The organism is Rhodoferax koreense, from assembly GCF_001955695.1.
Classification (GTDB): Bacteria; Pseudomonadota; Gammaproteobacteria; order Burkholderiales; family Burkholderiaceae_C; genus Rhodoferax_B; species Rhodoferax_B koreensis.
The window spans coordinates 3,135,615-3,160,067 of record NZ_CP019236.1; the positions used below are offsets into that span (position 1 = coordinate 3,135,615).

Here is a 24,453-nt window from a genome sequence, read left to right on the forward strand (position 1 = left end):
TCGGGAAAGGGATTCGGATCAGTCGGCCGCGTGTTCGGCGTGCCAATGCCGCGCGATGTCGGCACGGCCGCAGACCCATACGTCCTGGTGTTGCTTCACGTGGTCGAGGAAACGCTCGAAGCCCGCGGCGCGGCCCGGGTGACCGGCCACACGCAGATGCAGGCCGACGGACATCATCTTGGGCGCGGTGCGGCCCTCGCGGTACAACATGTCGAAGCTGTCCCTTAGGTATTCGAAGAACTGCTGCCCGGTGCTCATGCCGCCGCGCATGAACTTCGCGTCGTTGTGGGCCAGGCTGTAGGGCACGACCAGATGCGGCTTTTCGTCCCGATGCAGCCAATAGGGAAGCTCGTCGTTGTAGGCGTCGGAGTCGTAGAGGAAACCGCCCTCCTCGCGGATCAGCCGGCGCGTGTTCAGGCCGGGGCCATAGCGGCAGTACCAGCCGAGCGGCCGGTTGCCGACGGTGCGGGTGATGCTCTCCACCGTGCGACGGATGCGCTCGCGTTCCTCGGCTTCACTGAGCAACTGGTGCCGCTCCCAACGCCAGCCGTGCGCGCAGACGTCGTATTGCAGATCGCGGATGGCGGCGCACACCTCGGGATTGCGCTCCAGCGCGAGGGCGCAGCCAAAGACCGTGGCCGTCAGACTTCGCTGGGCCAGCAAGCGGGTGAGGCGCCAGAAACCGACCCGGCTGCCGTATTCGAACATCGACTCCGCCGCCAGATCGCGCCCGTCGAACGCGCCGGCACCGCCTTCGGTCAGACCGGATTCGCTGGCCGCGTCGCCATCGGGCACGGCAGGCTCGGAGCCTTCCTCGTAGTTGATGCAGATATTGAGTGCCAGGCGCGCGTCGCCGGGCCAACGCGGGTGCGGAGGATGCGCGCCGTATCCGGCGAAATCGCGGGGGTGCAGATCAGGCATTGCGGTTCTCCCTGGCCAGAAGCAGGACCGGCGCACGCATGGGCACGAAGATGTCGTCGCCGCCGCTGGCCGTAAAACTCATGCACACCACGAACTTGGCGGGTGCCTGCAGCACCGTGAGGCCGTGGTGCCAGACATTGCGCGCATAGGTCACGCCCTGGTCGGGCGCTGCCTCGAAGGCCCGCAGGGTGGCCAGGTCGGGCTCGCCGTCGGCATCGGCGTGGCACACCACCACCAGGAAGCCGCAGCCATTGACCGGCAGGAAGGTCTGGGTGGAAAACGGATGGCGCTCCAGGGCCTTGAGTTCCAGCGGCAACTGCACCGCCTGGGTGACGGTGGCCACCCAGAGCCTCGGCTCCACCGCCTCGGACGTGCGATCGAAGGCGGTGGACACCTGGTTGCGCCGTGCACTGCTGGCCAGGGACACGACCTCGCCGAACGGCCGGAAGGCTTCCGGCGTCAGCGGCTCGATCGGCAGTGGAATGGGAGATGGGGGCATCAGCGATCCGGCAAAAAGGGTGGGAACAGGCAAACCAGAAGCATGCCAGTGGTATCCCACTCGTATAAGCACAGACCGTACCAGGCCGCATCGCCGTTTTTCCACCGTTCCGAGGAGGTATCGCCCCAAAAAGAAACGGGCCGCGCACCAGTAGGATGCCCAGCCCGTACGCGAATGCCCGTTCTGCGTTTCTGCGCTAAGGACGATCTCCGCGCAGCAGCCGGGCTTCGATTTCGCCAAGGACGGGCAGCAGCTCGGCCACGGAATCGATCACGTAGTGCGCGCCCGAGGCCTTGAGCTTGGCCGTCGCGCTTTCCCGCAAGGCCTGCTGCTGTGCTGGGCCCAGCGTCTGCCACTCGGCCAGCGGCAGGCCGACCGCGTTGCCGCTGACCGCCAGGCCGACGGTCCAGGTGCCGGCGTTCAAGCCCTCCTCGATGCCCACGCCGGTGTCGTCCACCTTCACCACCGTGCACGGCGGCCAGACGCCGAGGTCGGCGAAGGTCCGGTACATCATCAGCGGCGAAGGCCGGCCGGCGGCGAGGTCGCCGGCGCAGACCAGGTTGTCGGGCAGATAGCCGCCGCGGGCGGCGATCGGCGTCACGATGTCCATGATCGGTCGGTTGTAGCCGGTGGTGGAGCCGATCTTCAGGCCGCGCGCGCGCAGCGTGTTCACCACCTCGATCGCGCCGGGAATGAAATCGGCGAAATCGGCGACGACGGCGGCGTTCATCGGCGTGAACACTTCATACAGGTGGTCCACGTCGGCATCGGTGAACGGTTGGCCGTGCACCTCGGCCCACTGCGCGGCGATGCGGGGCAGTTGGCCAAGTGCCTGGATGTGGTCCCACTTGGCCATGCCCATCGGGCCGCGGGCCTCGTCGATGGTGAGTTGCACGCCGAATTGCTCGAACAGCCGCACGAAGGCGCCCATCGGCGCGCAGGAGCCGAAATCGATGATGGTGCCGGCCCAGTCGAAGACGACGGCGGCGAGTCGGGGGTTGGAAGCGTTTGTCATGTTGTTACCAGGCGCTGAAGACATCTTCGGCAATGCCGAATGCGGTGCTGGCACCGGTACCGCTGGTCACGAGCACCAGGCGCGTGGCCTCGTCGGGCCGGTCGATCAGGCAGTCGGTGCTGGCCGAAGAGGGATAGGTGCCGACCCAACGCTCCGTGACATGCGCCTGCTTGAGCCTGAGGGTGTGCCGCAGGTGCTGCAGGATCAACTCGTCCACGCGCTGGTCGGCGAAAGGTTCGAGCACCGGGCCATAGTGGTGCGAATCACCCACCACCAGCGAGCCGTCGGCGCTCTGCACCACGATGAGGTGGATGCCGTGGGCCAGCGACTCGCCCTCCTCCGCTTCCAACTGCGTACGTAGCGCACCCGCAGTGCGTAGCTTGCTATAACCATGATAGCGCACCAGACTCAGGTCCATCATCACCGAGCCGGGCAGTTCAAAGCCGGGCTCGGGTTGCACGCGCAGCATCTGCAGCTGGCACAGGCGCAGCTCGTGCGGCGAGAGGCGTTCGGCGAACAGCCCGTTCAGGTCGGTGTTGGTGCAGACGGCCACGCGCTCGGCATGCAGCACGGCGCGCGAGGTGCGTACCTTGGGCGTGGCCACCTCCAGCACGGCCTCGCTGAAGCGGAAGGTGACGCCCAGGGCCTCGGTGAGCCAGCGTGTGAGCTGGCCGATGGCGGTGCGCGACTCGACGCGCATCTCGTGCGGACTGTAGAGCACGCCTTGCGCACCCTGCAGTTGCAGCGCGGGCGCACGGCTCGCGGCATCGCCCACGTCGAGCAATGCGCAGCCTTCGGCCATCGGCGTCGCCATGAATTCCTCGAGCACGGCCAGCGCCTTGGGCCGGAAGGCCGTGAGCCAAAGGCCGTGGTGCACCGCGGCGATGCCGGCCTTGGGCGCGACATCGCCCCAGACCTCGCGCGCACGCCGGGCACGGCGCCAGGTGTCGCCGGCGCCCTGCCCGGTCACGGTGATGAAGCCGAAGTTGCGGATGGAGGCACCGACGCAGGCCGCGTCGCGCTCTACCACGCAGACCTTGAGGCCGCGGCTGGCGGCGGTGTAGGCATGGGCCAGGCCGACGATGCCGGCACCGACCACGATGAGATCGAAATGTTGAGGGTTCTGCATGACTGGAATGACCAAGAAAAATTAGCGCGGCAGCCGCAGCACGGGCCAGCCACGGGCAATGGCCTCGTTTTCGAGCTTGGCATCCGGGTCGACCACCACCGGCTGGCCGACGGCCATCAGCAGCGGCAGGTCGTTGATCGAATCGCTGTGGAAGCTCGCGCGCGGCAAGGCCGCATCGGCTGCCAGATCGCGACCTTCGAGCCAGGCCTTGAGCCGCGACACCTTGCCTTCGCGCATGTTCAGCGTGCCGGTGGTGGCACCCGCGAAACACCCGTCGTCGCGCAGCCGCAGCTCCGTGGCGATCAGGTGCTCGAAGCCGAGTTCGGCTGCGGTGAGTTCCACCAGGAAGCGGCTGGTGGCCGTGGTCAACACCAGCAGGTCGCCGCGCGCGCGGTACTGCTGCACCAGCGCCACGGCCGAGGCCGGGATGCGCGGGCGGATCACCTCGGCCATGAAGGCCTCGCGCAACGGCTGCCATTCGGCCGGCGTCCGGCCGACCAGCGTGCTGGCGAAGAATTCGCAGAATTCGCCCGGCGCGGCCTCTCCTGCGTGGTAGCGCCGGTCCATCTCGGCATTGCGCACGGCGAAGTCGGCGCCGGCCAGCCCGCGCGCCACGAGGAACTCCCCCCACAACACCTCGGAATCGCCGGTGAGCAAGGTGTTGTCGAGGTCGAACAGCGCAAGGCGCGGCAAGGTGGCGGTGGAGGAATGCATCGTGCTCATCGGGACGGGTTGCGCCAGCGTTGCGTGCGCCGTTCGACGAACTTGCCCAGCGCCATGTAGAGCAGCGTCACGACCAGGGAGGTACCGGCGATCAACACCGCCATGGCCGCGGCCGGGCCGGTGTCGCCGGCTTCGTCGAGGTTCAGGATGGCCACCGAGGCCAGCTTGGTGTCGGGCGAATACAGGAACACCACGGCCGAGATCGTGGTCATGGCGTTGATGAAGAAGTAGCGCGACACGTCGAGCAGCGTGGGCAGGCAGATCGGCAGCGTGACCCGCCAGAAGGTCTTGTAGAACGGGACCTTCAGCGAGGCCGACACCGATTCGAACTCCGGGTCGATGGCCTTGAGCGCGGTGACCATGGTCAGGTGACCGGTGGTGTAGAAGTGGATGATGGTGCAAAGCACCAGGATCGCCAGGGTCTGGTACATACCGTTGAGCGGATTGGCCGGCGCGTTGAAGAAGAAGATGTAGCCCAGGCCCAGCACCAGGCCGGGCACGGCCATCGGCAACATGGCCATCAGGCGGATCAGCGGCCGCACCCCGGCCAGGCCATGCGTCTTCTCCAGCAGATAGGCGCCGATGAACACCACTACCGTGCCGATCACCGCGGTGCAGGCCGCGAGTTTCAGGCTGTTGACCATGGCCGCGCCGAGTTCCGCATCGACCAGACCCGACACGTAGTGCGCAAGGCTCGGCGTGAGGTTGTAGGGCCACATCCTGGCGAACGAAGCGAACACCGCCATGCCGAACATGGCCAGCATCAGCGCCACGATGACGAGGCAATAGGCCGTCATTCCGGCATCGAAGCGGCGCGAGGGCCGGGGTTGCAGGGCCACGGCGCGGGCCGACAGGGCCGACACCTGCCGGCGCTGCACGAAGTAGTCGATGGCGAAGGTGAGTGCCGCCGGCGTCAGCAGGAACAGCGCCACCACCGCGCCGCGCTGGAAGTCCTGCTGGCCGATCACGAGCTTGAACACGTCGGTGGCCAGCACATTGAAGTTGCCCCCAACCACCTTGGGAATGCCGAAGTCCGTCATCACCAGGGTGAAGCTCACCAGGGCGGCCGAAATCAGCCCGTATTTCGCACCGGGCAGCGTGATGGTGAAGAACTTGCGCAGTGTGCTTGTGCCCAGCGCGTCGGCGGCTTCGTAGAGCCGCGCGTCGGCCAGCGTGAGTGCGGTGACCAGGATCATCAGCACATGCGGGAAGACCGCGAAGCATTCGGCCAGCACAATGCCGGAAGCACCATAGATGCCGTCGAAGCCCAGGCCCAGCCACAGCGACTTGGCCATGCCCTGGTTGCCGAACCAGTAGATCAGCGAGATGGCGGACAGCAGCGAGGGCGCCAGCAGCGGCAGCAGCGTGACCGTGCGAAACAGCGGCTTGAAGGGCATGCAGCTGCGCGTGAGCGCATAGGCGAAGGTGAAGGCCAGCGGCACCACGATGGCCGTCGTCAACAGCGAGACCCAGGTGCTGTGCCACAGGCTTTGCAGCAGCGCGGGCGAGGCCAGGTAGGCGGCGAAGGCGCTGTGGCCTGCCGCGCCTTCGGGCGCCTCCAGCGCCTTGGACAGGATGGCCAGCAGCGGCGCCACCAGGCCGATCGCCAACAGCGCCACCGTGCCGAGCAGCGCCCGGTTGGCCAGCCGGTCGACCCAGTGCACGCGCTGCTTCAGCGCCGGCGCAACGACGGCGGGGGCGGCCGTGGCGGAAGGCCCGGCGTGGGTCGCGGCGGCCAAGCTCATGCGGCCACCGGAAACACGCGCAACCGATCGGCACGCAGGGCGAACGACACCGCGGCGCCTTCGGCCACCCCGAATTCGTCCATCTGGTTCAGCGAATACTGCAGTTGCACGGGCTGACCGGGCAAGCCGTCGACGTCGACCTCGGCCAGGCAATTGCCGCCGAGGAACTCGATGTGGCGCACCGTGCCCGAGCAGCGCATCGGGTCGTCCTCGCGCAGCGGGCCGATCACCCGGTCTTCGGGCCGCAGGTACAAGGCCACCTCTCGGCCGGGCCGGAAGTCGGCGCCACCGGCCGGCGGGCACCGCAGCCTCTTGTCGCCGCAGCGGAACCAGTGATCGCCCTCGGCGACCGCGCTCAACCGGTTCACCTTGCCCACGAAATCGGCGACGAAGGGGGAAGCCGGCTCGCGGTACACCTCGAGCGGCGTGCCGACCTGCTCGATGACGCCGTGGTTCATCACCACGATGCGGTCGGCCACCGACAAGGCCTCCTCCTGGTCGTGCGTGACCATGATGGTGGTCACCCCAAGCTCGCGCTGCAGCGCGCGGATCTCGTTGCGCAGGTGCACGCGCACGATCGCGTCCAGCGCGGACAGCGGTTCATCGAGCAGCAGCAGGCCGGGCGACGTAGCCAGCGCCCGCGCCAGCGCGATGCGCTGCTGCTGCCCACCGGAGAGCTGCGCCGGGTACTTGACGCCGCTGCCCGGCAGGCCGACGAGCTTCAACAGCTCCTCGACACGGGCCGCGATTTCCGCCCTGGGCCGCTTGCGGTTCACCAGCCCATAGGCCACGTTCTGCGCCACGGTGAGATTGGGGAACAGCGCGTAGGACTGGAACATGATGCCGTAGTCGCGCCCGGCGGGCGGCTCGACCGAGATGTCGCGCCCGGCCTGCACGATGCGCCCGGCCGTCTGGGTCTCCAGGCCGGCGACGATGCGCAGCAGCGTGGTCTTGCCGCAGCCCGAGGGGCCGAGGAAACACACGAACTCGCCGCGCCGGATCGACAGCTCGATGTTCTCCAGCGCGGTGAAGCTGCCGAAGCTTTTCCGAATGCCCGACAGCTGCAGGTACCCGTCGGCCTGGGAATCGGGTGGGGCAATCCTGACCATGGCAGCGTCCGAGCCTTACTTCTTCTCGGACTTGGCGTCGTACCGCTTGGACCATTCGGCCAGCGTTTCGGCACGGCTCGCGGCGGCCTTGTCGAAGTCGAGCTTGATCAGGCGCGACTCGTAGTCGTCGGGAATGTTGGCCAGCTTGGGCGCGACGCCAGGCATGGCGGTGATGGCGAAGCCCTTGCCGTAGAGGATCATCGCGTCTTTCGACGAAGCGAAGTCGGCCAGCTTCTTGGCGGCTTCGAACTTCTTGGTGTCCTTGTAGATGGCGAAGCCTTCCAGGTCCCAGCCCAGGCCTTCCTTCGGGAACACCAGCTCGATCGGCGCGCCCTTGGTCTTGTTCACGTGGGCGCGGTATTCGAACGAGATGCCGGCCACGTATTCACCGGCGGAGGCCATGGTGCAGGGCTTGGAGCCGGAATGCGTGTACTGGCCAATGTTCTCGTGCAGCGCGTCCATGAACTTCCAGCCACCGCCACTCCTACCCCCTTTTTCCGCGTTGTCGCCCCACAGCTGCAGCCAGGACACGACGTCGAGGTAGCCCGTGCCGGACGACGCCGGATTCGGCATCACCACCTGGCCCTTGTAGATGGGGTTCGTCAGGTCTTTCCAGCTGGTGGGAACCGGCAGGTTCTTCTTCTTGGCTTCGATGGTGTTGAAACACACCACGGCACCGAACACGTCCATGCCCCACCAGGCCGGCGGGCTCGCCTTGTCGCGGTACTGCGGCATGATGCCGTCCAGGTTCAGCGGCGCATACGGCTGCAGCATGCCTTCCTTCTTGAACAATGCCAGGCTGGTGGCGGCCACGCCCCAGATCGCATCGGCCTGCGGGTTGGCTTTTTCGGCCAGCAGCTTGGCGGTGATGACGCCGGTGGAGTCACGCACCCACTTGATTTCCACGTTTGGCTCGACCTTGTTGAAGGCTTCCTGATAAGCCTTGAGCTGATCCGTCTCAAGCGCGGTGTAGACCGTGAGCTGCGTCTTCTGTGCATAAGCCGCGCCGACGGCACCGACCAGACCGAAGACACCGGTCAACATGGGTTTCCAGAATTTCATGGGAAGGTTCCTCGTGCAAAAAAGGCAGACTGTGATCAAGACCTATGTCATCCTGATGACATCCGGCGCTTGCAAAATCAATGCCAATATTCACCACTCTGTATTTCACAGTTTGTAAATCGTAGACAATCTCCAATAGACCGACTACGATTCAGCCCATGGCCACGACGATGCACGACCCGAAGACCGAGGCACCCAGGAGTGCAAGCCACTCCGCGATCGCACTGCTTCAGCGCAGTTCGCTCGCGAGTTTGGTGCAGACCGAGATCGAACGCCTGATTCTGGACGGCGAATTGGCCTCTGGCGCCAAGCTCACCGAATCCACCCTCGCCGACCGGCTCGGCGTTTCGCGCGGCCCGGTGCGCGAGGCCTTCCGCATGCTCGAGGAAGCCGGCCTGGTGCGCACCGAAAAGAACCGCGGCGTGTTCGTGCGCGACGTGCCGATCGAGGAGGCCCTCGAGATCTTCGAGCTGCGCGCGGCGATGGACCAATACGTCGGTCGCAAGCTCGCGCAGACCATCAGCCCGGCCGAAGTCAAGTCGTTGCGCCAGTTCGTCGAATCCATGGAACAGGCCGCCAAGGCTGGCGATGCCCAGGCCTACCACCGGCTCAACCTCGACTTCCATGACCGGCTGCTTGCCCTTACCGGCAATGCCAAGTTCACCGCCACCTACCGCAAGCTGGTCAACGAGCTTTCGCTGTTTCGCCGGCAGAACCTCACCGGGGAATCGATGACCGTGTATTCGCGCGAACACCGCCAGATCGTCAAGGCGATCGCCGCGCGCGACGCCGATGCCGCGGGCCTGGCGATGTTCCAGCACGTCATGAACAGCCGGGAGCGCACGCTGCAGAACCATCGGCAGCGTCAGGCCGCGGGCCGCCCCGCGAATGCGGCCAGTTCCACGTCACTTGAAAACACCCACGCCTGAGCCCATGCCCCTGAGCCTGACCGACATCGAGTCCCTGTTCCTGCGCCATGGCCACAGCCAGTACAGCGGCGAACCCGTGACCCAGCTGCAGCATGCGCTGCAGACCGCGTTGCTGGCCGAGCAGGGCGGTGCCGACGACGAACTCGTCACCGCCGCCCTGCTGCACGACCTGGGCCATCTGCTGGCCGACCGGGGCGAAACGCCGACCCTGCGCGGCGTCGACGACCTGCACCAGTTTGTCGCCGTGCCCTTCCTGCGTGGCGTGTTCGGCCAGCGGCTCATCGATGCCGTGCAATGGCACGTGGATGCAAAGCGTTACCTGTGCGCCACCCGGCCCGGTTACCTGGAGGCCCTGTCGGCCGACTCCCGGCGCAGCCTGGCGCTGCAGGGCGGCGTGTTCTCGCCCGAGCAGGCCCAGGCCTTCATCGCCCGGCCGCACGCGCAGGACGCCGTGCAGTTGCGGCTCTGGGACGACCTGGCCAAGGAAGAGGCGCTGCCCACACCCGCCTTGTCGCACTATCTGGCCCGCGCCGAGCGCTGCGTCCTCGGTGGCTGAGCCGATCCTGGGACTCACCGGCCCCGTCGTGGCGGCAGTGCTGCTCGGCGCGGTGCTGCACGCGTCCTGGAACGCACTCATCAAGTCCGGCCGGGACAAGCAGCTCGACACCGCGCTGATCCACAGCATCGGCGTTGTCTTCGCCCTGCCCCTGGTGTTCTACACCGGCCTGCCCGATCCCGCCGCCTGGCCGTACATCGGGCTCACCACCGTCATCCATCTGGGCTACTACATCGCGCTGGCCGGCGCCTACAAGCACGGCGACCTCGGGCTCACCTATCCGGTGATGCGCGGCACCGCGCCGCTGCTGGTGGCCATGGCGAGCTTCACCTTCATCGGCGAAGGCATCTCGTTCGCGGCATGGCTTGGCGTGGCTGCCATCTGCGCCGGCGTGCTCACGCTGGGCCTGTCCCGCAACGCCCTGCACGTCGTCCATGGCGATGAAGCGAGGCGCCGCAAGGCCTTGCGGTTCGCACTTACCAACGCCTGCATCATCGCCATCTACACGGTGGTCGACGGCCTGGGCGTACGCGCCTCGGGCAACGCCACGGCCTACGTGGCCGCGCTGTTCCTGCTCGACGGCATCCCCTACATGATGCTCGTCATGTGGCAGCGTGGCGCGGGCCGGCGGGCGGCCCTTCGCTACATGGCCGGCCGCTGGAAGATCGCCACCGTCGGCACGATGGCCTCGATCGGCAGCTACGGCATCGCGCTGTGGGCCATGACGCGCGCGCCCGTGGCCTCGGTGGCCGCGCTGCGCGAAACCTCGGTGCTGTTCGCGGCGCTGATCGGCGCGGCGTTCCTTGGCGAACGCTTCGGCTGGCAACGCGCGGCCGGCACACTGGTCATCCTGGCCGGTGTGATGCTGCTTCGTTTCGGGTAGCGCGCGAAACGCCAAGTCATCGCGCGTTGATTCGCGCTGATTCCGGCCGTCTGCGGCCTCGCCGTGGATGGTGCTTGAAACCTGGTGCGCGCTCCCTAGAATCAACGCAGCGGGACCAGCGGAGATGCACCATGCCACACCTCGAGACCCTGATTTTCGGACGACGTGGCGTGCTGCAGTGGATGGCGCTTGCCGCCCTGGTGCCGGCGCGGGCCGGTGCCGAAGCCCCGGCTCTGCTGCTCGCCAACGTCTACCGGCAGGGCATGCCGCTGGCCGACTACTGGGTCAGCGAGAAATACGATGGCGTGCGCGGCTACTGGGACGGCCGGCAACTGCGCACGCGCGGCGGTGAACACGTCGCCGCGCCCGGCTGGTTCACGGCGGATTGGCCCGCGGTGCCGATGGATGGCGAACTCTGGGCCGGCCATGGCGCGTTCGCTCAGGCCGTGTCCACCGTGCGCCAGCAGATCCCGGCAGATGCGACCTGGCGCCGTATGGCTTTCATGGTGTTCGACCTGCCGGCGCATGGCGGCACTTTCGACGAACGCCTGACCGCCCTCGACAAGCTCGTGATGCGAATGAACCGGCCCTGGGTGCGCGCGGTGGCGCAGACCAGGGTCGCCAGCCATGCCGCGCTGATGGCTTTGATGCGCAAGACGGTCGGTGCCGGCGGCGAGGGCCTGGTGCTGCACCGAGGTGCCTCGCTCTACCGGGGAACGCGCAGCGACGACCTGGTCAAGCTCAAGCCCTTCGACGACGCCGAGGCCCGTGTCGTCGCCCACCTACCGGGCAAGGGCCGGTACGAAGGTGCCATGGGCGCGCTGCTGGTGGAAACCCCGCAGGGGCAGCGCTTCAGGCTCGGCACCGGTTTCAGCGCGGCGCAGCGGCGCGATCCACCCGCCATCGGCAGCTGGATCACCTACCGCTTCAGGGACGTCAACCCCAGCGGCGTGCCGCGTTTCGCGAGCTTCCTGCGAACGCGCGAGGACCTGCCACCCTGAGCGGCCTTGCGCACGGTTCACAGTTGCGTCACGATCTTTCGGCTGCGCGCCAACACAATTCATTCCATCGACACACCGGCACTTCGCCGGGTGACACCGGCTCAAACCAAGGAATGAAGACCATGACGATCAGCAAAACCATCGCCGCCTCCGCCGTTGCACTGGGCCTCGGACTGGCCGGCATCAGCGCCCAGGCTGCGGGCAACATGTCCGGCACGCTGAACGCGCAAATGGTCCTGCAGGCCGGCTGTTCCATCAGCGGCGCAGCCAGCGCCGGCAACTCCGGCGTGAACTTCGGCACGCTGGACTTCGGCTCACAACCCAGCACCTTCACCGGGGTGCTGACCGCCACCGCCACCGGCGGCGCGGGCGGCGCGGGAGCCACCCAGATCACCTGCTCGCCGGACGTGACGGCCATCACCGTGTCGGTGAGCGGCGGCAACAACCCCGGCCAGGGCAGCGGTGTCGGCACGGGCTCGCGGGCGCTGAAGTTTGGCACCAGCTACCTGCCCTACGAGGTCTACAGCGACGCAGGTCTGACCACCGCCTTCCCGGTCAATGCCACCGCCATCGGGGTGCCCCTGCCCGGCACCGGCGCGGCAGTCAACCTGCCGGTGTATGGCCGCATCAACAAGACCAGCCTCAATGCCATGCCCGCCGGCAGCTATGTCGACGTACTGCAGGTCACGCTGACCTGGTGACCGCGCTTCTGTGGGCGCCAGAAAGACCCCACATGCGTGTTACTTCCAGTTTCCGACTCGGGAAAACTGTGGCAAAGTTCCGCGCGAGTTGCTTCCAAAACAATAGCAGGAGGAGACGATGCACCGTTGGTTTGTGCGCGCGGGACTGGTGCCTCTTCTCACGGCAGGGGTGGCCTCCGCGCCGGTGATGGCGGCCACGCCGATTCCCACCACCGCGACCTTTGCCGTCAACGCCACGGTACAGTCCGGCTGCCTGGTGGTCGGCAGTCCCACCCAGTCCAGCGGCGTCAGTTTCGGCATGCTGGATTTCGGCACCCAGTCTGCGGTCGCCGGCACGGTGAGCACGGCTTCGCTCAGCGCCAGCGGCGGCAGCATGGCCTTGGTGCAATGCACACCGGGTGCCGCCGTCTCGGTCACGCTCGATGGCGGGCTCAACGCGCTCGGTGCGCAACGACGCCTGCGGATGGGCAACAACTACCTGCCCTACCAGCTCTATCTGTCCGCGGCGATGACCACCACCTACCACCCCGGCGTGGCCGTGCCGATCGCCACCGGCTCAGCCGCGATGAGCCTTCCGGTCTATGGCGTCGCCACGCCCCCCCGCTCGGGCCTGCCCGCCGGCCAGTACAGCGACACGGTGCAGGTGGTCTTCAGTTGGTGATGCCCATGAAAGGAGCCCCACGCATGAACCGTATCCCTGGTGGCTTGCACCGCGGGCTCGTCTTGACCGGCTTCGTCTTCGCGTTGCTGCAGGCCGCGCTGATGCAGCACACCGCTCACGCGGCCAGCTCGGTGATGATCTGGCCGGTGGATCCGGTGATCGAGGAAGACCAGCGCGCCACCGCGCTGTGGCTCGAAAACCGTGGCACCGAACCGGTTTCGCTGCAGGTGCGCGTCTTCGGCTGGGGCCAGTCCGGCGGACAGGAAAACTTCGTGAACCAGGAGCAGCTCATCGCCAGCCCGCCCCTGGCCGTGATTCCGCCTGGGCAGCGCCAGTTGATCCGCTTGATGAACACCGTGCCCGTCCCCGACGGCAAGGAGATCGCCTACCGCGTGCTCGTCGACGAACTGCCCGACAGCGATGGCGGCACAGGCAGGCCGGCGGATCCCGCCAACAGTGCCATCGGCGTGAAGCTGCAGATCCGGTATTCGATCCCGCTGTTCGTGAACGGCAAGGGCCTGTGGACCAAAGCCGTACCCGGCAAGCCGCGCGACCCGGCCACCCAGGCGGTCCCGGTGTTGGCCTGGCGCACCGTGCGAGAAGGCGGCGAACTGTTTCTGGCCGTGCGCAACAGCGGCGCCGCCCATGCGCGGCTCACGGGCGTGCAGTGGGTCGGCACGAATCCCGCCGTGTCCGGCGCCGCGGTGGTCATCAATCCCGGCCTGTTGGGTTATGTGCTCGCCGATTCGGAGATGCGCTGGCCGCTCACCGCGCCGCCGCCGATGGGCCATGTGCCCGAGGCCAGGGTCAATGGTGGCGAGACGCCGCAGAAATTGCGCCCGCAGTAGCCCGATTGGCCATCGACCTTTGGCTGAAGCTCAACCGCACCGTGCCGCATGGACACCTCTCTTTTGCTCGTTCCCGGTACACGGGAACGCGCGCCGGGCCTGGCGCGGTGGCGCTGCCGGCCTCGGTACTGGCCGCCTTGCTGGCGACCCAGCCGCCGCTGCGCGCGCAACCGCTCCCCCCTCCGCCAAGCCGCGGCGCGCCGCTGCAGACCGTGCTGTTCCTGGAACTCGTGGTGAACGAGCGCGCCAGCGGCCAGATCGTGCAGGTGCTGCTGCGGGGCGGACACTATTACGTCGGCGCCGCGGCGCTGCAGGCGCTCGGCGTGCGTACCGGCACGGCGCCGGAGGCCGACGTCGCCGTGGACCAGATTGCCGGCGTGACGATGGTCTACGACAGCATCGGCCAGCGGCTCAGGATCACGGTGCCGCCGGATTGGCTGCCCGCGCAGACGCTCGGGGCGGACGAGCTGCAAAGGCCGTTCACCGCCATGAGCAGCACCGGCGCACTGCTCAACTACGACCTTTACGCCAATCGCGCCGACCACGGCGCGGCGCAGACGTCGCTGCTGACCGAGCAGCGGGTCTTCGGTCCTTGGGGCTCGCTCTCCAACACCGGCGTGTACCGCCATGCGTCGCGAGGCGACGAACAGGGCTACCTGCGCTACGACACGCGCTTCACGCATGCGGACACCGATCGCGTGCGCAGCACCACCGCGGGCGACCTGATCGCCGCGCCGCTGTCCTGGGGCAGCGCGGTACGCCTGGGAGGACTGCAGGTCGCACGCAACTTCGGGGTCCGGCCGGACCTGGTCACCTACCCGCTGCCGCGCTTCTCGGGCCAGGCCGCCGTGCCTTCTGCGGTGGACCTGTTCATCAACGGCTACAGGGCCGGCAGCGAATCGGTCGAGCCCGGCCCGTTCACGCTGAACACCGTGCCCTATATCAATGGCGCCGGCGAAGCGTCGGTCGTCACCACCGACGCGCTGGGCCGGCAGGTGGTCACCACGGTGCCGTTCTACGTCGCCAACACGCTCCTCAAGAAAGGGATCGACGATTACAGCCTGTCGCTGGGCGCGCTGCGGCGCAGCTACGGCCGAAAGAATTTCGACTACGGCCCGCCAGCCACCAGCGGTGCTTACCGCTTCGGCTTCAGCGATGCGCTCACGCTCGAAGGTCGGGCCGAGGCCGCACCATCGCTGGCCGTGGTCGGCGCCGGCGCGCTTCGGGCGCTGGGCGCCGCCGGGGTGCTGAACGCGGCCCTGAGCCGCAGCCAGATGCACGGCGCATCGGGCAGCCGGCTCAATCTGGGTTACCAGTACAACGGCCGCCATTTCGGGTTCGGCGCGCAGCACACGGCCCGCAGTGGCGCCTATGCCGACCTCACCAACTACGACACCGCCGGCCTGCGATTGAGCCGCCACAGCAGCCAGGTCAACACCAGCTTCTCGATGGGCGACGCGGGGGCGATCGCCGCTGGTTACTTCGATGTACAGGGCGCGGACCGGCAACGCACGCGGCTTGTCAGCATGTCGTACAGCAAGCCTGTGGGACGTCAGGCCTTTTTCTCGGTCAACCTCAACAAGGCCGTCGGCCAGCGCGACCTGAGCCTGCAGTTCCAGCTGACCTTCGCGCTCGACGACCGCAGCATGGTCAGCCTCACCACGGTGCGCGACCGCGACAATACGACTGCGCAGGTCAATTACAGCCGCACGCCGCCCACCGATGGCGGATTCGGATGGAACCTGGCGTACGCGAACAACGGCAGCAGCGGCAACTACAGCCAGGCCAGCGGGACCTGGCGGACCGCGGTCACGCAACTGCACGCCGGCGCGTACGCCCAGGGACGGGCCAGCGCGACCTGGTTCGGCGCAAATGGCTCGGTGGTGCTCATGGACGGCCGTGTCTTCCCCGCCAACCGCATCAACGACGCCTTCGTGCTGGTCTCCACCAACGGCGTGCCGAACGTGCCGATCCGCTACGAGAACCAGGTCATCGGCCGCACCGATGCAGCCGGCCACATGCTGGTTCCGGGCGTGCCGGGCTTCTATCCGGCGCGGATCGACGTCGACGTGCTCGAACTGCCCGACCACATGCAGATCGTGCAATCGTCCCAGCGTCTCACCGTGCGCTCGGGCAGTGGCGCGCTGCTGCGCTTCGACATCCAGAAAACGCTGGCTGCGCGCATCACACTGGTCGACGGCCAGGGGCGGCCCTTGCCGGTAGGCTGGCAGGTGCAGCATGTGCAGAGCGGGCAGAACGCCGTGGTGGGCTGGGATGGCCTGGTGTATTTCGAGGGCTTGAAGGCACACAATGAACTGCTGGTGCGCGGCCCGGGCAACATCGCCTGCCGCGTGAATTTCCCGATCGTGGCGGACCAGCCGCAAGTGCTGCGCATCGGCCCGCTGACCTGTCGGCCGGACGCCGTTGCGCAGACGGCACTGGCCGATTTCAAACGCCTGCCGGGCGCACTGCCCATTTGGCGTCACTGAGACAGACACATGCTGCACCAGATCACCCACGGCGCGCGCGCCCTGCTCTGCTGGCTGGCCCTTGGCGGACTGGCGCCGGCCGCATTGGCTTGCACCATGAACGAAACCGGGGGCAATCTCGGCTCGGTCACCACATTCCGCGTCAAGAGCGGCGCCGCGATCACCAGTTCGGCCAACTTCGCCGCCGGTTGCTCCGGCGTCGTGCTGTCGGCCTTGGGAACACCCGCCATCACGGCGACGATCCAGCCGTCGGTGACGGGTCTCACGCTCAAGAACGGCGCCAACGCCATCCCCTACCAGGTCTACAGCAATGCGGGCATGAGCACGAGCTACACCGGTGGGCTGGTGGTGGTCAATCTTTCGGGCACGAACCTGCTCACCGTGCTGGGCGGCAGCGGGCTCAACGTGCCGATCTTCATCAGCACCGCGCCGGGCGCCAACGTGCCCGCCGGCACCTACACCGACACGCTGCAGGTCACCTGGAACTACCAGAACATCTGCGAAGGCCTGCTGGGCGTGCTCGGGGCCTGCGTCGGCGTTTCGACCAACGCGTCCGTGACGCGCTCCTTGCTGGTGACCCTGACGGTGAGCAACGACTGCACCATCACGGCGCCGCCGGTGAGCTTCGGCAGCGCGCCGCTGGTGAGCGGCTTTCCCACCGTGTCGCAGAACATCTCGCTCCTGTGCTCCAAGAACATGACCTACACGGTCGGCCTCAGCGCGGGTAACAACTTCGCCAGCGGACGCCGCCAGATGGCCAGCGGCAGCAACCGCCTGTCCTACGACATCTACAAGGCCGACAACACCGTCTGGGGCAGCCTGACCACCGCGCGCGCCAACGGCCCGGCCCCGAGCGACGGCAGCACCGTGCAGACCATCCCCTACACCGCCCGCGTCTACCAGGACCAGGCCACGCCGGCGGCCGCTGTCTACACCGACAGCGTGGTGGTGGATGTCAGTTTCTAGGAGCCTTCGGGCTCAAAGGCCGCAGAGCACACCGCCGTCGATGTTCAGCAGGGCGCCGTTCACATAGCTGCCCGCGGGCGAAGTGAGGAACAGGACCGCCGGTGCGATGTCCTCGGGCCGGCCCCATCGGCCGAGCGGCACACGCTGCTTCACCCAAGCCGAGAACGCGGGATCCTGAACCAGCGCGGTGGTGAATTCGGTGTCGAGGAAACCCGGTGCCACCGCATTGCAGGTGATGCCCTTCGGGCCGAGTTCGAAAGCCAGTTCGCGCATCAGCGTGGTCACGGCGCCCTTGGCGGTGGCATAGGGCGCAAGCGTGGAGCGGCTGGCCGCGACCGACAGCGAACTCATCATGATGATGCGGCCGAACGCCCGTTCGATCATGTGCCGCGCCGCGGCCTGGGTCACGTTGAACGTGCCCGTCACATGCACCTGCTGGATCGACGCCCATTCTTCGGGGGTGTAATCGGTGAAGGGCTTGCGGTTCTGGTTCCCAGCGTTGTTGACCACGATGTCCAGCGCGCCGTGCGCCGCCACGATGGCGTCGATGGCCTGCTTCACGGCGGCGTGATCGGTCACATCGAAGACGCTGCCAGAGGCCTTGCAACCCATGCCTTCGAGATCCGCCACCCTGGCCGCCAACTCCTGTTCCACCACATCGTTCAGCACGACGTGCGCGCCGGCCTTGGCCAGCATCAGCGCCACGGCCCATCCGATGCCGCGCCTGGCGCCGGTGACCAGCGCAACCCGGCCCTTCAACGAAAATAATTCGGCGATGCTTGCATCGCCGCCTGCGCCCCTGGTGTTCGACTCTTGTTCCGACATCTGGTCTCCTCTGTTTTCTGCCATGGCACACATCGGCGTGCAGGCGGAATATAGAGGTGCGAGACGCAAAGAGAAACGGAGGAAGTGGAATTCACTTTTTCATTTCCGCACCGGCTTCCCGATGGTGGGTGGACATCAGCGTGTGCTCGAAGGCTTCTGGTGCGAGCGGCCGGCTGAAGAGGTAGCCCTGGCCGTAGTCGCAGCCCATGGCCACGAGCAGGTCGCGCTGTTGCGCGGTTTCGATGCCTTCGGCCACCACCTTCAGCCCGAGCTTGTGCGCCATCACCACGATGGCCTCGCACAGCGCGAGTTCGCTGGCGCCGGGCGCCAGGTTGCTGGTGAAGGAGCGGTCGATCTTCAGGTAGTCGAGCTCCAGGTTCTTCAGGTAGGACAGCGAGGAATAACCCGTGCCGAAATCGTCGATGGCCACCTGCATCCCGGCCTCGCGGTAACTCCTCAGGCAATCCCCGATCGCCGGCGTGGCGTTCAGCAGCAGGCCTTCGGTGATCTCCAGCGCCACCGCACGACCCGGCAAGCCAAGCTGGCGCAGGTGCGCGATCCAGCCCGCGGCGTGGTTCTGCGTGCGGCCGAACTGGGCCGGTGACTTGTTCACGCTGACCTGGAATTGCGGGCAGTAGGTCTCGCGCCAGCGCAGCGTCCAGCGGGCCGCTTCCTTGAAGACCCAGTCGCCGATCTCGCCGATGAGCCGGTTCTCCTCGGCCAGCGCGATGAACTCGCCGGGACCCACCAGGCCGCGTTCCGGGTGTTGCCAGCGCACCAGGGCTTCGGCCTTGCAGACCCGCCCGGTGCCCAGTTCGACGATGGGCTGGAAATGCAGGCAGAACTGCTGCCCGGCCACGGCCGCCCGCAGTTCGCGCGTGAGCTGCAACTTCTGTTGTGCCGCCTCCTGCAGGCTGGGTGTGAAAAAACTGTACTGGTTGCCGCCCTGCTGACGGGCCGCCACCATGGCCTGCTGCGCGTTGTGCAGCATGGTGTCCACCGGTGCCGCATCGCCGGGATAGACCGTGATGCCCACGCTGCCCGACAAGGCGACCAATGCCGTGTCGAGCTCGAAGGGCTGGGCCAGGCGGTGCAGGATGTTCTGTGCGACCTGGCCGGCGCGGTCGGCGCTGTGCAGGCCGGTCAGCAGCGCCACGAAGCCGTCGCTGGCGGTGCGCGCCACCGAGTCGGTGGTGCGCACGCAGCCGACGATGCGCCGCGAGGCCTCGACCAGCAACCGGTCGGCCCAATCCTGGTCGTGGCTTTCGTTGATGCCGGCAAAGTTGTCCAGATGGATCGCCAGCAGCGCCACGGCGCGGTCGTCGCGCATGGCCTTCTTGATCTCCTCGGCAAGGCGATCCTTCAGCATGCTGCGGTTCGGCAACTGCGTCAGCGTATCGAAATTGGCCTGACGCCAGATCAACGCCTCCGAAGCCTTGGTACGGGTCAGGTCCGAGAACAGCGTCACGCGGCGCTGAACTTCACCAAACCGGCCGTACACCGTGCTGATGCTGAGCCAACCGGGAAAGGAGTCGCCGCACTTGCGCTGGCTCCAGATCTCTCCCCGCCACTGCCCCGTGTCGAGCAGCGTGCGGCGCAGCTTCTTGTAGAACGACTGGTCGTGGTGCGGGGAGTTCAGCAGGCTGGGATCCTGGCCGATCACCTCTTCGGCCGCGTAGCCCGTCATCTGGACGAAGGCGGGGTTCACCGCGACGATGCAGTTGTCCTTGTCGGTCACCATCATGGCCTCGGTGCTGTGGGCGTAGACCAGCGCCGCCAGTTGGCGGTCGATCTGGTCCTGCGCGGGCACCTGCGGGGCCGGCGAGATGCCGGTCGGCGCCTGGCGACGCGGCAGCTGCGTGGCCCAGGGTTGCAACCCTTTACCCAACCAGCGCACGCACAGGCTTTGCAGAAGACATGCCAGGCGGCCCGATCCGGCCGAGGTGCGGCCGTCATCCAGCCTGGGGGGTACGGAACGGACTGGCGTGAAGGGAATCCTCGGCATGATGTGGCGATTGAAACAGCCACGCGGTTGCAGAATGTGATCGAACCATGGCGACGTCCATCACGGACACCTCTAGAATGGTCTGACAACTTGAAACCGCCGCCCTTTCAAAGCTCGGAGTTCCCATGCATATCGGCGTACTCGAAGACGATCCGTCCCAGCGCGAGTTGATCATGGTCCTGATCGAGGAAGGCCAGCACACGAGCCGCGGTTTCGGCCTGGCGCAGACCTTCCAGGAAGCCTTGAAGCGTGAAACCTTTGATCTGGTGCTGGTCGACTGGGTGCTGCCCGACGGCACGGGCGGGCAGGTGATCGAGTGGATTCGCGCCAACATCGGCTGGCACCTGCCGGTGATCGTGGTCACCGCCCAGGAGGACGAGGAAACCGTGGTTGCCGCCCTGCAGGCCGGGGCCGACGACTACATCGTGAAACCGCCCAAGCCGCTCGAACTGCTGGCCCGCGTGAGCTCGGCGCTGCGCCGCGCCAGGCCCAATGCGCTGGCCATCCTGCGCGTGGGCGAATACGAGATCGACATCCAGCGCGAACGGGTCAGCCTGGCCGGCGAGCCGATGGCGATGACGCAGAAGGAATTCGACCTGTCGGTGGTGCTCTTCCAGAATCTTGGCAAGATCCTGTCGCGCGACTTCCTGCTCGACAGGGTGTGGGGCAAGACCGCCGATGTGGACGTGCGCACCGTCGACACCCATGTGAGCCGTTTGCGTCGCAAACTGTCGCTGGACGGCAGCCGTGGCTGGAAACTTGCCCCCGTCTACGGCTTCGGCTACCGCTTCGACCGCGTCTCCGGTCCGAACTAGGCTTCGAGCCGCGCCGCCAGTTCGGCGATCAACGCATCCAGGTCGTCGCTCAGCGCCTGCGCCAACGGCAGCAGTTCCGCCAGCGGCGCTTCGGCCTTCATCGCGGCCTGCGTTTTCACCACTCCGTCGAGCACTTTCACCGCGCCCACCGCACCGGCTGCACCGCGCAGCGAATGCAGTTTCTTGCGCGGCTCTTCGAGCTCGCCGGCGTGCAGGTAGTCCATCAACGCTGCGCCGGTATTGCGATAGTGCCCGAGGAACTGACGCAGCACGCGCACCGCCAGTGCGGGCTTGTTGGCGCATTGCTCGTAGGTGACGGCCAGATCGAGGCCACGGATGCCGGCGAGCATCTGCTCCGGGCCGATTTCTGCGGCCGCTGCATCGGGCGGCGCCACGGCCGGAGCCAGTCGCGGGCGTAACGGCAGCCAGCGCAGCAGCACCTCATGCAGCACCCGGGGGTCGACAGGTTTGGCGAGGTGCTCGTTCATGCCGGCATCCAGGCAGGCCTGCCGGTCTTCGACGAAGGCATTGGCGGTCATGGCGATGATGGGCAGATCGACCATCATCGGGTTCTGGCGCAGACGCCGGGTCGCCTCCAGGCCGTCCATGCGCGGCATCTGCACGTCCATCAGCACCAGGTCGTAGCGGCCGCGGCGGGCCATGCGCACGGCCTGTTCGCCATCGCCGGCGATGTCCACCACCAGGCCGGCGGCCTGCAGCAGGTCGGCGGCGACCTCCTGGTTCACCGGATTGTCCTCGGCCAGCAGCACACGTGCGCCGCGATGCGTCTGGCGCAGCAGGGCTTCCATGGCCTCAACGCTGCGCAGCGCGGCCGGCGCCTGCGCATCGCTTTTCAAGAGCCGCATCAGGCCATCGAGCAGCATGGAAGGCGTGACTGGCTTGAGCAGCACCGCGCCGAAGCCGGCGTCGCGCGCTTGCTGCTGGAGTTCGTCGCGGTCCTGCGCCGAGACCAAGACCAGCGCGGGCGCAAGAGGCGCGTCCGCCTGCAAACGCCTGGCTGTCTCGATGCCATCCATGCCAGGCATGGCCCAATCCAGCACCACCACGGCATAGGGGTCGTCGGCCGCCCGTGCAGCGCCCACCAGGTGCAAGGCTTCCTCGCCGCTGCCCGCGACATCGGTGCGCAGGCCGAGGCCGCGCAACATTTCGGCCATGGCGGCCCGCGCATCGGGCAGATCGTCGACCAGCAGGCAGCGCAGGCCCTTGAGGACCGGCGCCGCCTGCGCTTGAGCCTGCTGGGCAGGACGCAGCCGCACACTGATCCAGAATCGGCTGCCCTTGCCGGGCAGGCTTTCCCCGCCGGCCTGTCCCTCCATGAGTTCGGCGATGTGCCGGGTGATGGTCAGCCCCAGGCCCGTGCCGCCATGACGCCGCGTGCTCGAGCCGTCGGCCTGCACGAAGGGCGTGAACAACAGCGGCAGCATGGCCGGGTCGATGCCGATGCCGGTGTCGCGCACCTCGAAGCGGATCAGCAGGCTGGTGTCCTCCTGGCTCAGCAGTTCGGCACGCAGCAACACCGAGCCGCGCTCGGTGAACTTGACGGCATTGCTGAGCACGTTGAGCAAGGCCTGCATCAGCCGCGTCGGGTCGCCGTTGAGGCGGTCCGGGATATGCCCCGTGTCGAGCACCACCTCGAGCCCCTTCTCGCGGGCGACGTCCAGCACCATGCTGCAGGTGCGGGTGAGCAGCGCGTCCAGCGAGAAATCGACGTTCTCCAGCGACAGCTTGCCGGCCTCGATCTTCGACAGGTCGAGGATGTCGTTGATGACCTGCAGCAGGTGATTGGCCACACTGGAGACCTTGGCCAGGCGCGCCTGGTGGGTCGGATCCTGGATGTCACGGCGCAGCAGGTGCGTCAGGCCCAGGATGGCGTTCATCGGCGTGCGGATTTCATGGCTCATGTTGGCCAGGAAGTTGCTCTTGGCGCGGTTGGCCGAATCGGCGCGGTCACGGGCCTCGGCGAGTTGCTGATTGCTCAGTTGCAGTAGCTGTTCGGCATGCTTGTGCCGCGTGATGTCGGTCGTCAGCACGAAGAAGCCGAGCACCTGGCCGTCGCGCAGGTCGGGCAGGTACTGCACGCGCGTCACGGCGTGTTCCCCGTCGACGCTGTATTCCTCGCGTTCGTAGTCCTGCGACTCGCCGGCCAGCGCAGCCCGGATGCGCGCCTCGTAGCGATCGAAATATTCGGCACCCCGCACCTCGGTCATGGTTCGGTCGACCAAGGCTTCGGGCGCCAGGCCGAACCACATCGCGTAGCGGCGATTCACGAAGCGGCAGCGCATGGACTGGTCCCAGTAGGCGATACGGCCGGGCACGTTGTCGGCCACCATGCGCACGAAGATCTCGGCCTCGCGCAGCTTGACGATGAGTTCGTGCATGCGCTGCTGCGTCTTGCTGCGCTCTTCCAGCGCCGACACCAGCGCGGCCGTACGCTGCTCGACTTCTTCCTCCAGTTTGTCGCGGTGCTGGGTCAACTCGGTCTCGAACATCTTGCGCTCGGTGATGTCGGTACAGGAGCCGAACCATTTGTAGGGCTGGCCGTTCACGTCGAACACCAGGCCGCCGCGCACGTCGAACCAACGGTACACGCCGTCGTGCCGCCGCAGCCGGAATTCCTGCTGGGAGTTGCTGCCCGCCGCCACGATCGCCTTCCAGTATTGGTAGACACGGTCGCGATCGTCGGGGTGGATCAGTTCCAGCCAGCCTTCGCCAAGGTAGTGTTCCACCGGTGACCCGGCGAAGCCGGCCCAGCGGCTGCTGAGGTAGTCGCACTGGCCCTGTGCGTCGCAACTCCAGACCATTTGCGGCATCAGCTCCACCATCTGGCGCAACTGGTTCTCGCTTTCGCGCAGATCGGATTCCACGCGGTTAAGCCGGCCATGGTTGCGCAGCACGAAGATGCCGACCGAGGCCAGCAACACCAGCGCAGCGCCGACACCGAGGTTGGATTGCAGCTTCTGTCTGTCCATCAACGCGCGCAACTGGCCGGAGTTGTAGCTGTCCAGCCGCCCCATGGCCTGTTCAAGCGCCACGTAGCCAGTCTTCAGCTGGACCGCATCGATGGCGGAGGCCGCAGCGTTGCCGATCGGCAGCTCGCGGCGTAGCTCGTCGACCCGCATTTCGACCAGTCGGGTCATGCCGTCGGGATCGGCGTCGAACCGCCGCAGGCTGTCTTCGATGCGCGACAGGGCCTGCAGGACGCCGGCACCCTCAGCGCCATCGGTGATCGCCCCGGGGGATGGGGCATTCCAGCCAAGACGCAGCAGGCTGCTCCCGAGTTCGATGCGCGCCGCGCGGAAGTCGCGCACCTTGGTCAGGTTGCTGGTGAAGACCTCGCTCTGCGACCGCTGCAGGAACGCCAGCGCAAGGATGATCAACCCACTGGCAACGACCGTGGCAATCTGAACCAACATCCGCCACCGCAACCGCGCCGGCGGGACCGCTTCCGTCATCCACTGCCCTTTCAGTGTCGGCGCGCCAGCGACCCGCCTTCGGACTGCTGCGCGACCCTTCCGGTTTATCGGGGATTCAAGCGGCTACTTTACTATTG

At 67.0% G+C, this 24,453-nt stretch carries 21 protein-coding genes; 10 read left to right on the forward strand and 11 right to left on the reverse strand.

The features are described from left to right. Nucleotides 1-18: 18 nt before the first annotated feature. The 8 genes from RD110_RS14550 to RD110_RS14585 all read right to left on the reverse strand — a co-directional run bounded on the left by RD110_RS14550 (nucleotide 19) and on the right by RD110_RS14585 (nucleotide 8,185). Nucleotides 19-921, reverse strand: coding sequence for a polysaccharide deacetylase family protein (locus RD110_RS14550; RefSeq protein ID WP_076200143.1), 903 nt, complete (start codon nucleotides 919-921; stop codon nucleotides 19-21). Continuing rightward, nucleotides 914-1,420, reverse strand: a complete 507-nt coding sequence (locus tag RD110_RS14555; protein WP_076200144.1) for an ureidoglycolate lyase — start codon at nucleotides 1,418-1,420, stop codon at nucleotides 914-916. The genes RD110_RS14550 and RD110_RS14555 overlap by 8 nt, the downstream gene beginning before the upstream one ends. A 196-nt stretch (nucleotides 1,421-1,616) precedes the next feature. Next, on the reverse strand, nucleotides 1,617-2,435 hold the full coding sequence (gene phnX, locus RD110_RS14560) for a phosphonoacetaldehyde hydrolase (RefSeq protein WP_076200145.1): 819 nt from the start codon (nucleotides 2,433-2,435) through the stop codon (nucleotides 1,617-1,619). Between the two features lie 4 nt (nucleotides 2,436-2,439). Beyond that, complete coding sequence (locus RD110_RS14565; RefSeq protein ID WP_076200146.1) at nucleotides 2,440-3,564, reverse strand: TIGR03364 family FAD-dependent oxidoreductase; 1,125 nt, start codon at nucleotides 3,562-3,564, stop codon at nucleotides 2,440-2,442. Nucleotides 3,565-3,585: 21 nt separating this feature from the next. Next, nucleotides 3,586-4,278 carry an HAD family hydrolase gene (locus RD110_RS14570; RefSeq protein ID WP_076205029.1) on the reverse strand — a complete coding sequence of 231 codons (693 nt, stop codon included), beginning with the start codon at nucleotides 4,276-4,278 and terminating at the stop codon, nucleotides 3,586-3,588. Between the two features lie 5 nt (nucleotides 4,279-4,283). Further along, nucleotides 4,284-6,032, reverse strand: a complete 1,749-nt coding sequence (locus RD110_RS14575; protein ID WP_076200147.1) for a putative 2-aminoethylphosphonate ABC transporter permease subunit — start codon at nucleotides 6,030-6,032, stop codon at nucleotides 4,284-4,286. Then, nucleotides 6,029-7,141, reverse strand: coding sequence for a putative 2-aminoethylphosphonate ABC transporter ATP-binding protein (locus RD110_RS14580; RefSeq protein WP_076200148.1), 1,113 nt, complete (start codon nucleotides 7,139-7,141; stop codon nucleotides 6,029-6,031). Before RD110_RS14580 ends, RD110_RS14575 begins: the two co-directional genes overlap by 4 nt. A gap of 15 nt (nucleotides 7,142-7,156) precedes the next feature. Beyond that, nucleotides 7,157-8,185 (reverse strand): putative 2-aminoethylphosphonate ABC transporter substrate-binding protein, encoded by a 1,029-nt coding sequence (locus tag RD110_RS14585; protein WP_239467290.1) that lies wholly within the window; start codon nucleotides 8,183-8,185, stop codon nucleotides 7,157-7,159. 176 nt (nucleotides 8,186-8,361) lie between these two features. Between RD110_RS14585 and RD110_RS14590 the strand changes: the two genes are divergently transcribed. The 9 genes from RD110_RS14590 (at nucleotide 8,362) to RD110_RS14630 (ending at nucleotide 17,237) form a co-directional block, all read left to right on the forward strand. Beyond that, entirely contained in the window at nucleotides 8,362-9,132 is a 771-nt protein-coding gene (locus tag RD110_RS14590) for a phosphonate utilization associated transcriptional regulator (protein ID WP_239467041.1), read from the forward strand. A gap of 4 nt (nucleotides 9,133-9,136) precedes the next feature. Continuing rightward, nucleotides 9,137-9,688, forward strand: a complete 552-nt coding sequence (locus tag RD110_RS14595; protein WP_076200150.1) for a phosphonate degradation HD-domain oxygenase — start codon at nucleotides 9,137-9,139, stop codon at nucleotides 9,686-9,688. Then, nucleotides 9,681-10,571 carry an EamA family transporter gene (locus RD110_RS14600; protein ID WP_157900190.1) on the forward strand — a complete coding sequence of 297 codons (891 nt, stop codon included), beginning with the start codon at nucleotides 9,681-9,683 and terminating at the stop codon, nucleotides 10,569-10,571. Before RD110_RS14595 ends, RD110_RS14600 begins: the two co-directional genes overlap by 8 nt. 131 nt (nucleotides 10,572-10,702) lie before the next feature. Then, a complete protein-coding gene (locus RD110_RS14605) occupies nucleotides 10,703-11,572 on the forward strand; it encodes a DNA ligase (protein ID WP_083686280.1) in 870 nt (289 codons plus the stop codon). Between the two features lie 122 nt (nucleotides 11,573-11,694). Continuing rightward, nucleotides 11,695-12,273, forward strand: a complete 579-nt coding sequence (locus RD110_RS14610) for a Csu type fimbrial protein (RefSeq protein WP_076205040.1) — start codon at nucleotides 11,695-11,697, stop codon at nucleotides 12,271-12,273. Nucleotides 12,274-12,391: 118 nt separating this feature from the next. Beyond that, nucleotides 12,392-12,934, forward strand: coding sequence for a Csu type fimbrial protein (locus tag RD110_RS14615; protein WP_076200151.1), 543 nt, complete (start codon nucleotides 12,392-12,394; stop codon nucleotides 12,932-12,934). 23 nt (nucleotides 12,935-12,957) lie between these two features. Continuing rightward, nucleotides 12,958-13,782: a fimbrial biogenesis chaperone gene (locus RD110_RS14620; RefSeq protein ID WP_083686281.1), complete on the forward strand. Its 825-nt coding sequence runs from the start codon at nucleotides 12,958-12,960 to the stop codon at nucleotides 13,780-13,782. 5 nt (nucleotides 13,783-13,787) lie between these two features. Then, nucleotides 13,788-16,271 carry a fimbria/pilus outer membrane usher protein gene (locus RD110_RS14625; protein WP_076200152.1) on the forward strand — a complete coding sequence of 828 codons (2,484 nt, stop codon included), beginning with the start codon at nucleotides 13,788-13,790 and terminating at the stop codon, nucleotides 16,269-16,271. A 9-nt stretch (nucleotides 16,272-16,280) separates the two neighbouring features. After that, nucleotides 16,281-17,237, forward strand: coding sequence for a Csu type fimbrial protein (locus RD110_RS14630; RefSeq protein ID WP_076200153.1), 957 nt, complete (start codon nucleotides 16,281-16,283; stop codon nucleotides 17,235-17,237). A gap of 12 nt (nucleotides 17,238-17,249) precedes the next feature. On the opposite strand, the gene RD110_RS14635 is transcribed toward RD110_RS14630, so the two are convergent. Both RD110_RS14635 and RD110_RS14640 read right to left on the reverse strand, forming a co-directional pair. Then, nucleotides 17,250-18,062 (reverse strand): SDR family NAD(P)-dependent oxidoreductase, encoded by an 813-nt coding sequence (locus RD110_RS14635; protein WP_076200154.1) that lies wholly within the window; start codon nucleotides 18,060-18,062, stop codon nucleotides 17,250-17,252. A gap of 91 nt (nucleotides 18,063-18,153) precedes the next feature. Next, a complete protein-coding gene (locus tag RD110_RS14640; protein WP_083686282.1) occupies nucleotides 18,154-20,067 on the reverse strand; it encodes a putative bifunctional diguanylate cyclase/phosphodiesterase in 1,914 nt (637 codons plus the stop codon). A gap of 125 nt (nucleotides 20,068-20,192) precedes the next feature. Here RD110_RS14640 and RD110_RS14645 point away from each other — a divergent pair, with 125 nt between their 5' ends. Beyond that, nucleotides 20,193-20,882, forward strand: coding sequence for a response regulator transcription factor (locus RD110_RS14645; protein ID WP_076200156.1), 690 nt, complete (start codon nucleotides 20,193-20,195; stop codon nucleotides 20,880-20,882). Here RD110_RS14645 and RD110_RS14650 read toward each other — a convergent pair. Further along, nucleotides 20,879-24,316 (reverse strand): response regulator, encoded by a 3,438-nt coding sequence (locus tag RD110_RS14650; protein ID WP_162277363.1) that lies wholly within the window; start codon nucleotides 24,314-24,316, stop codon nucleotides 20,879-20,881. The genes RD110_RS14645 and RD110_RS14650 overlap by 4 nt on opposite strands. Nucleotides 24,317-24,453 lie beyond the last annotated feature (137 nt).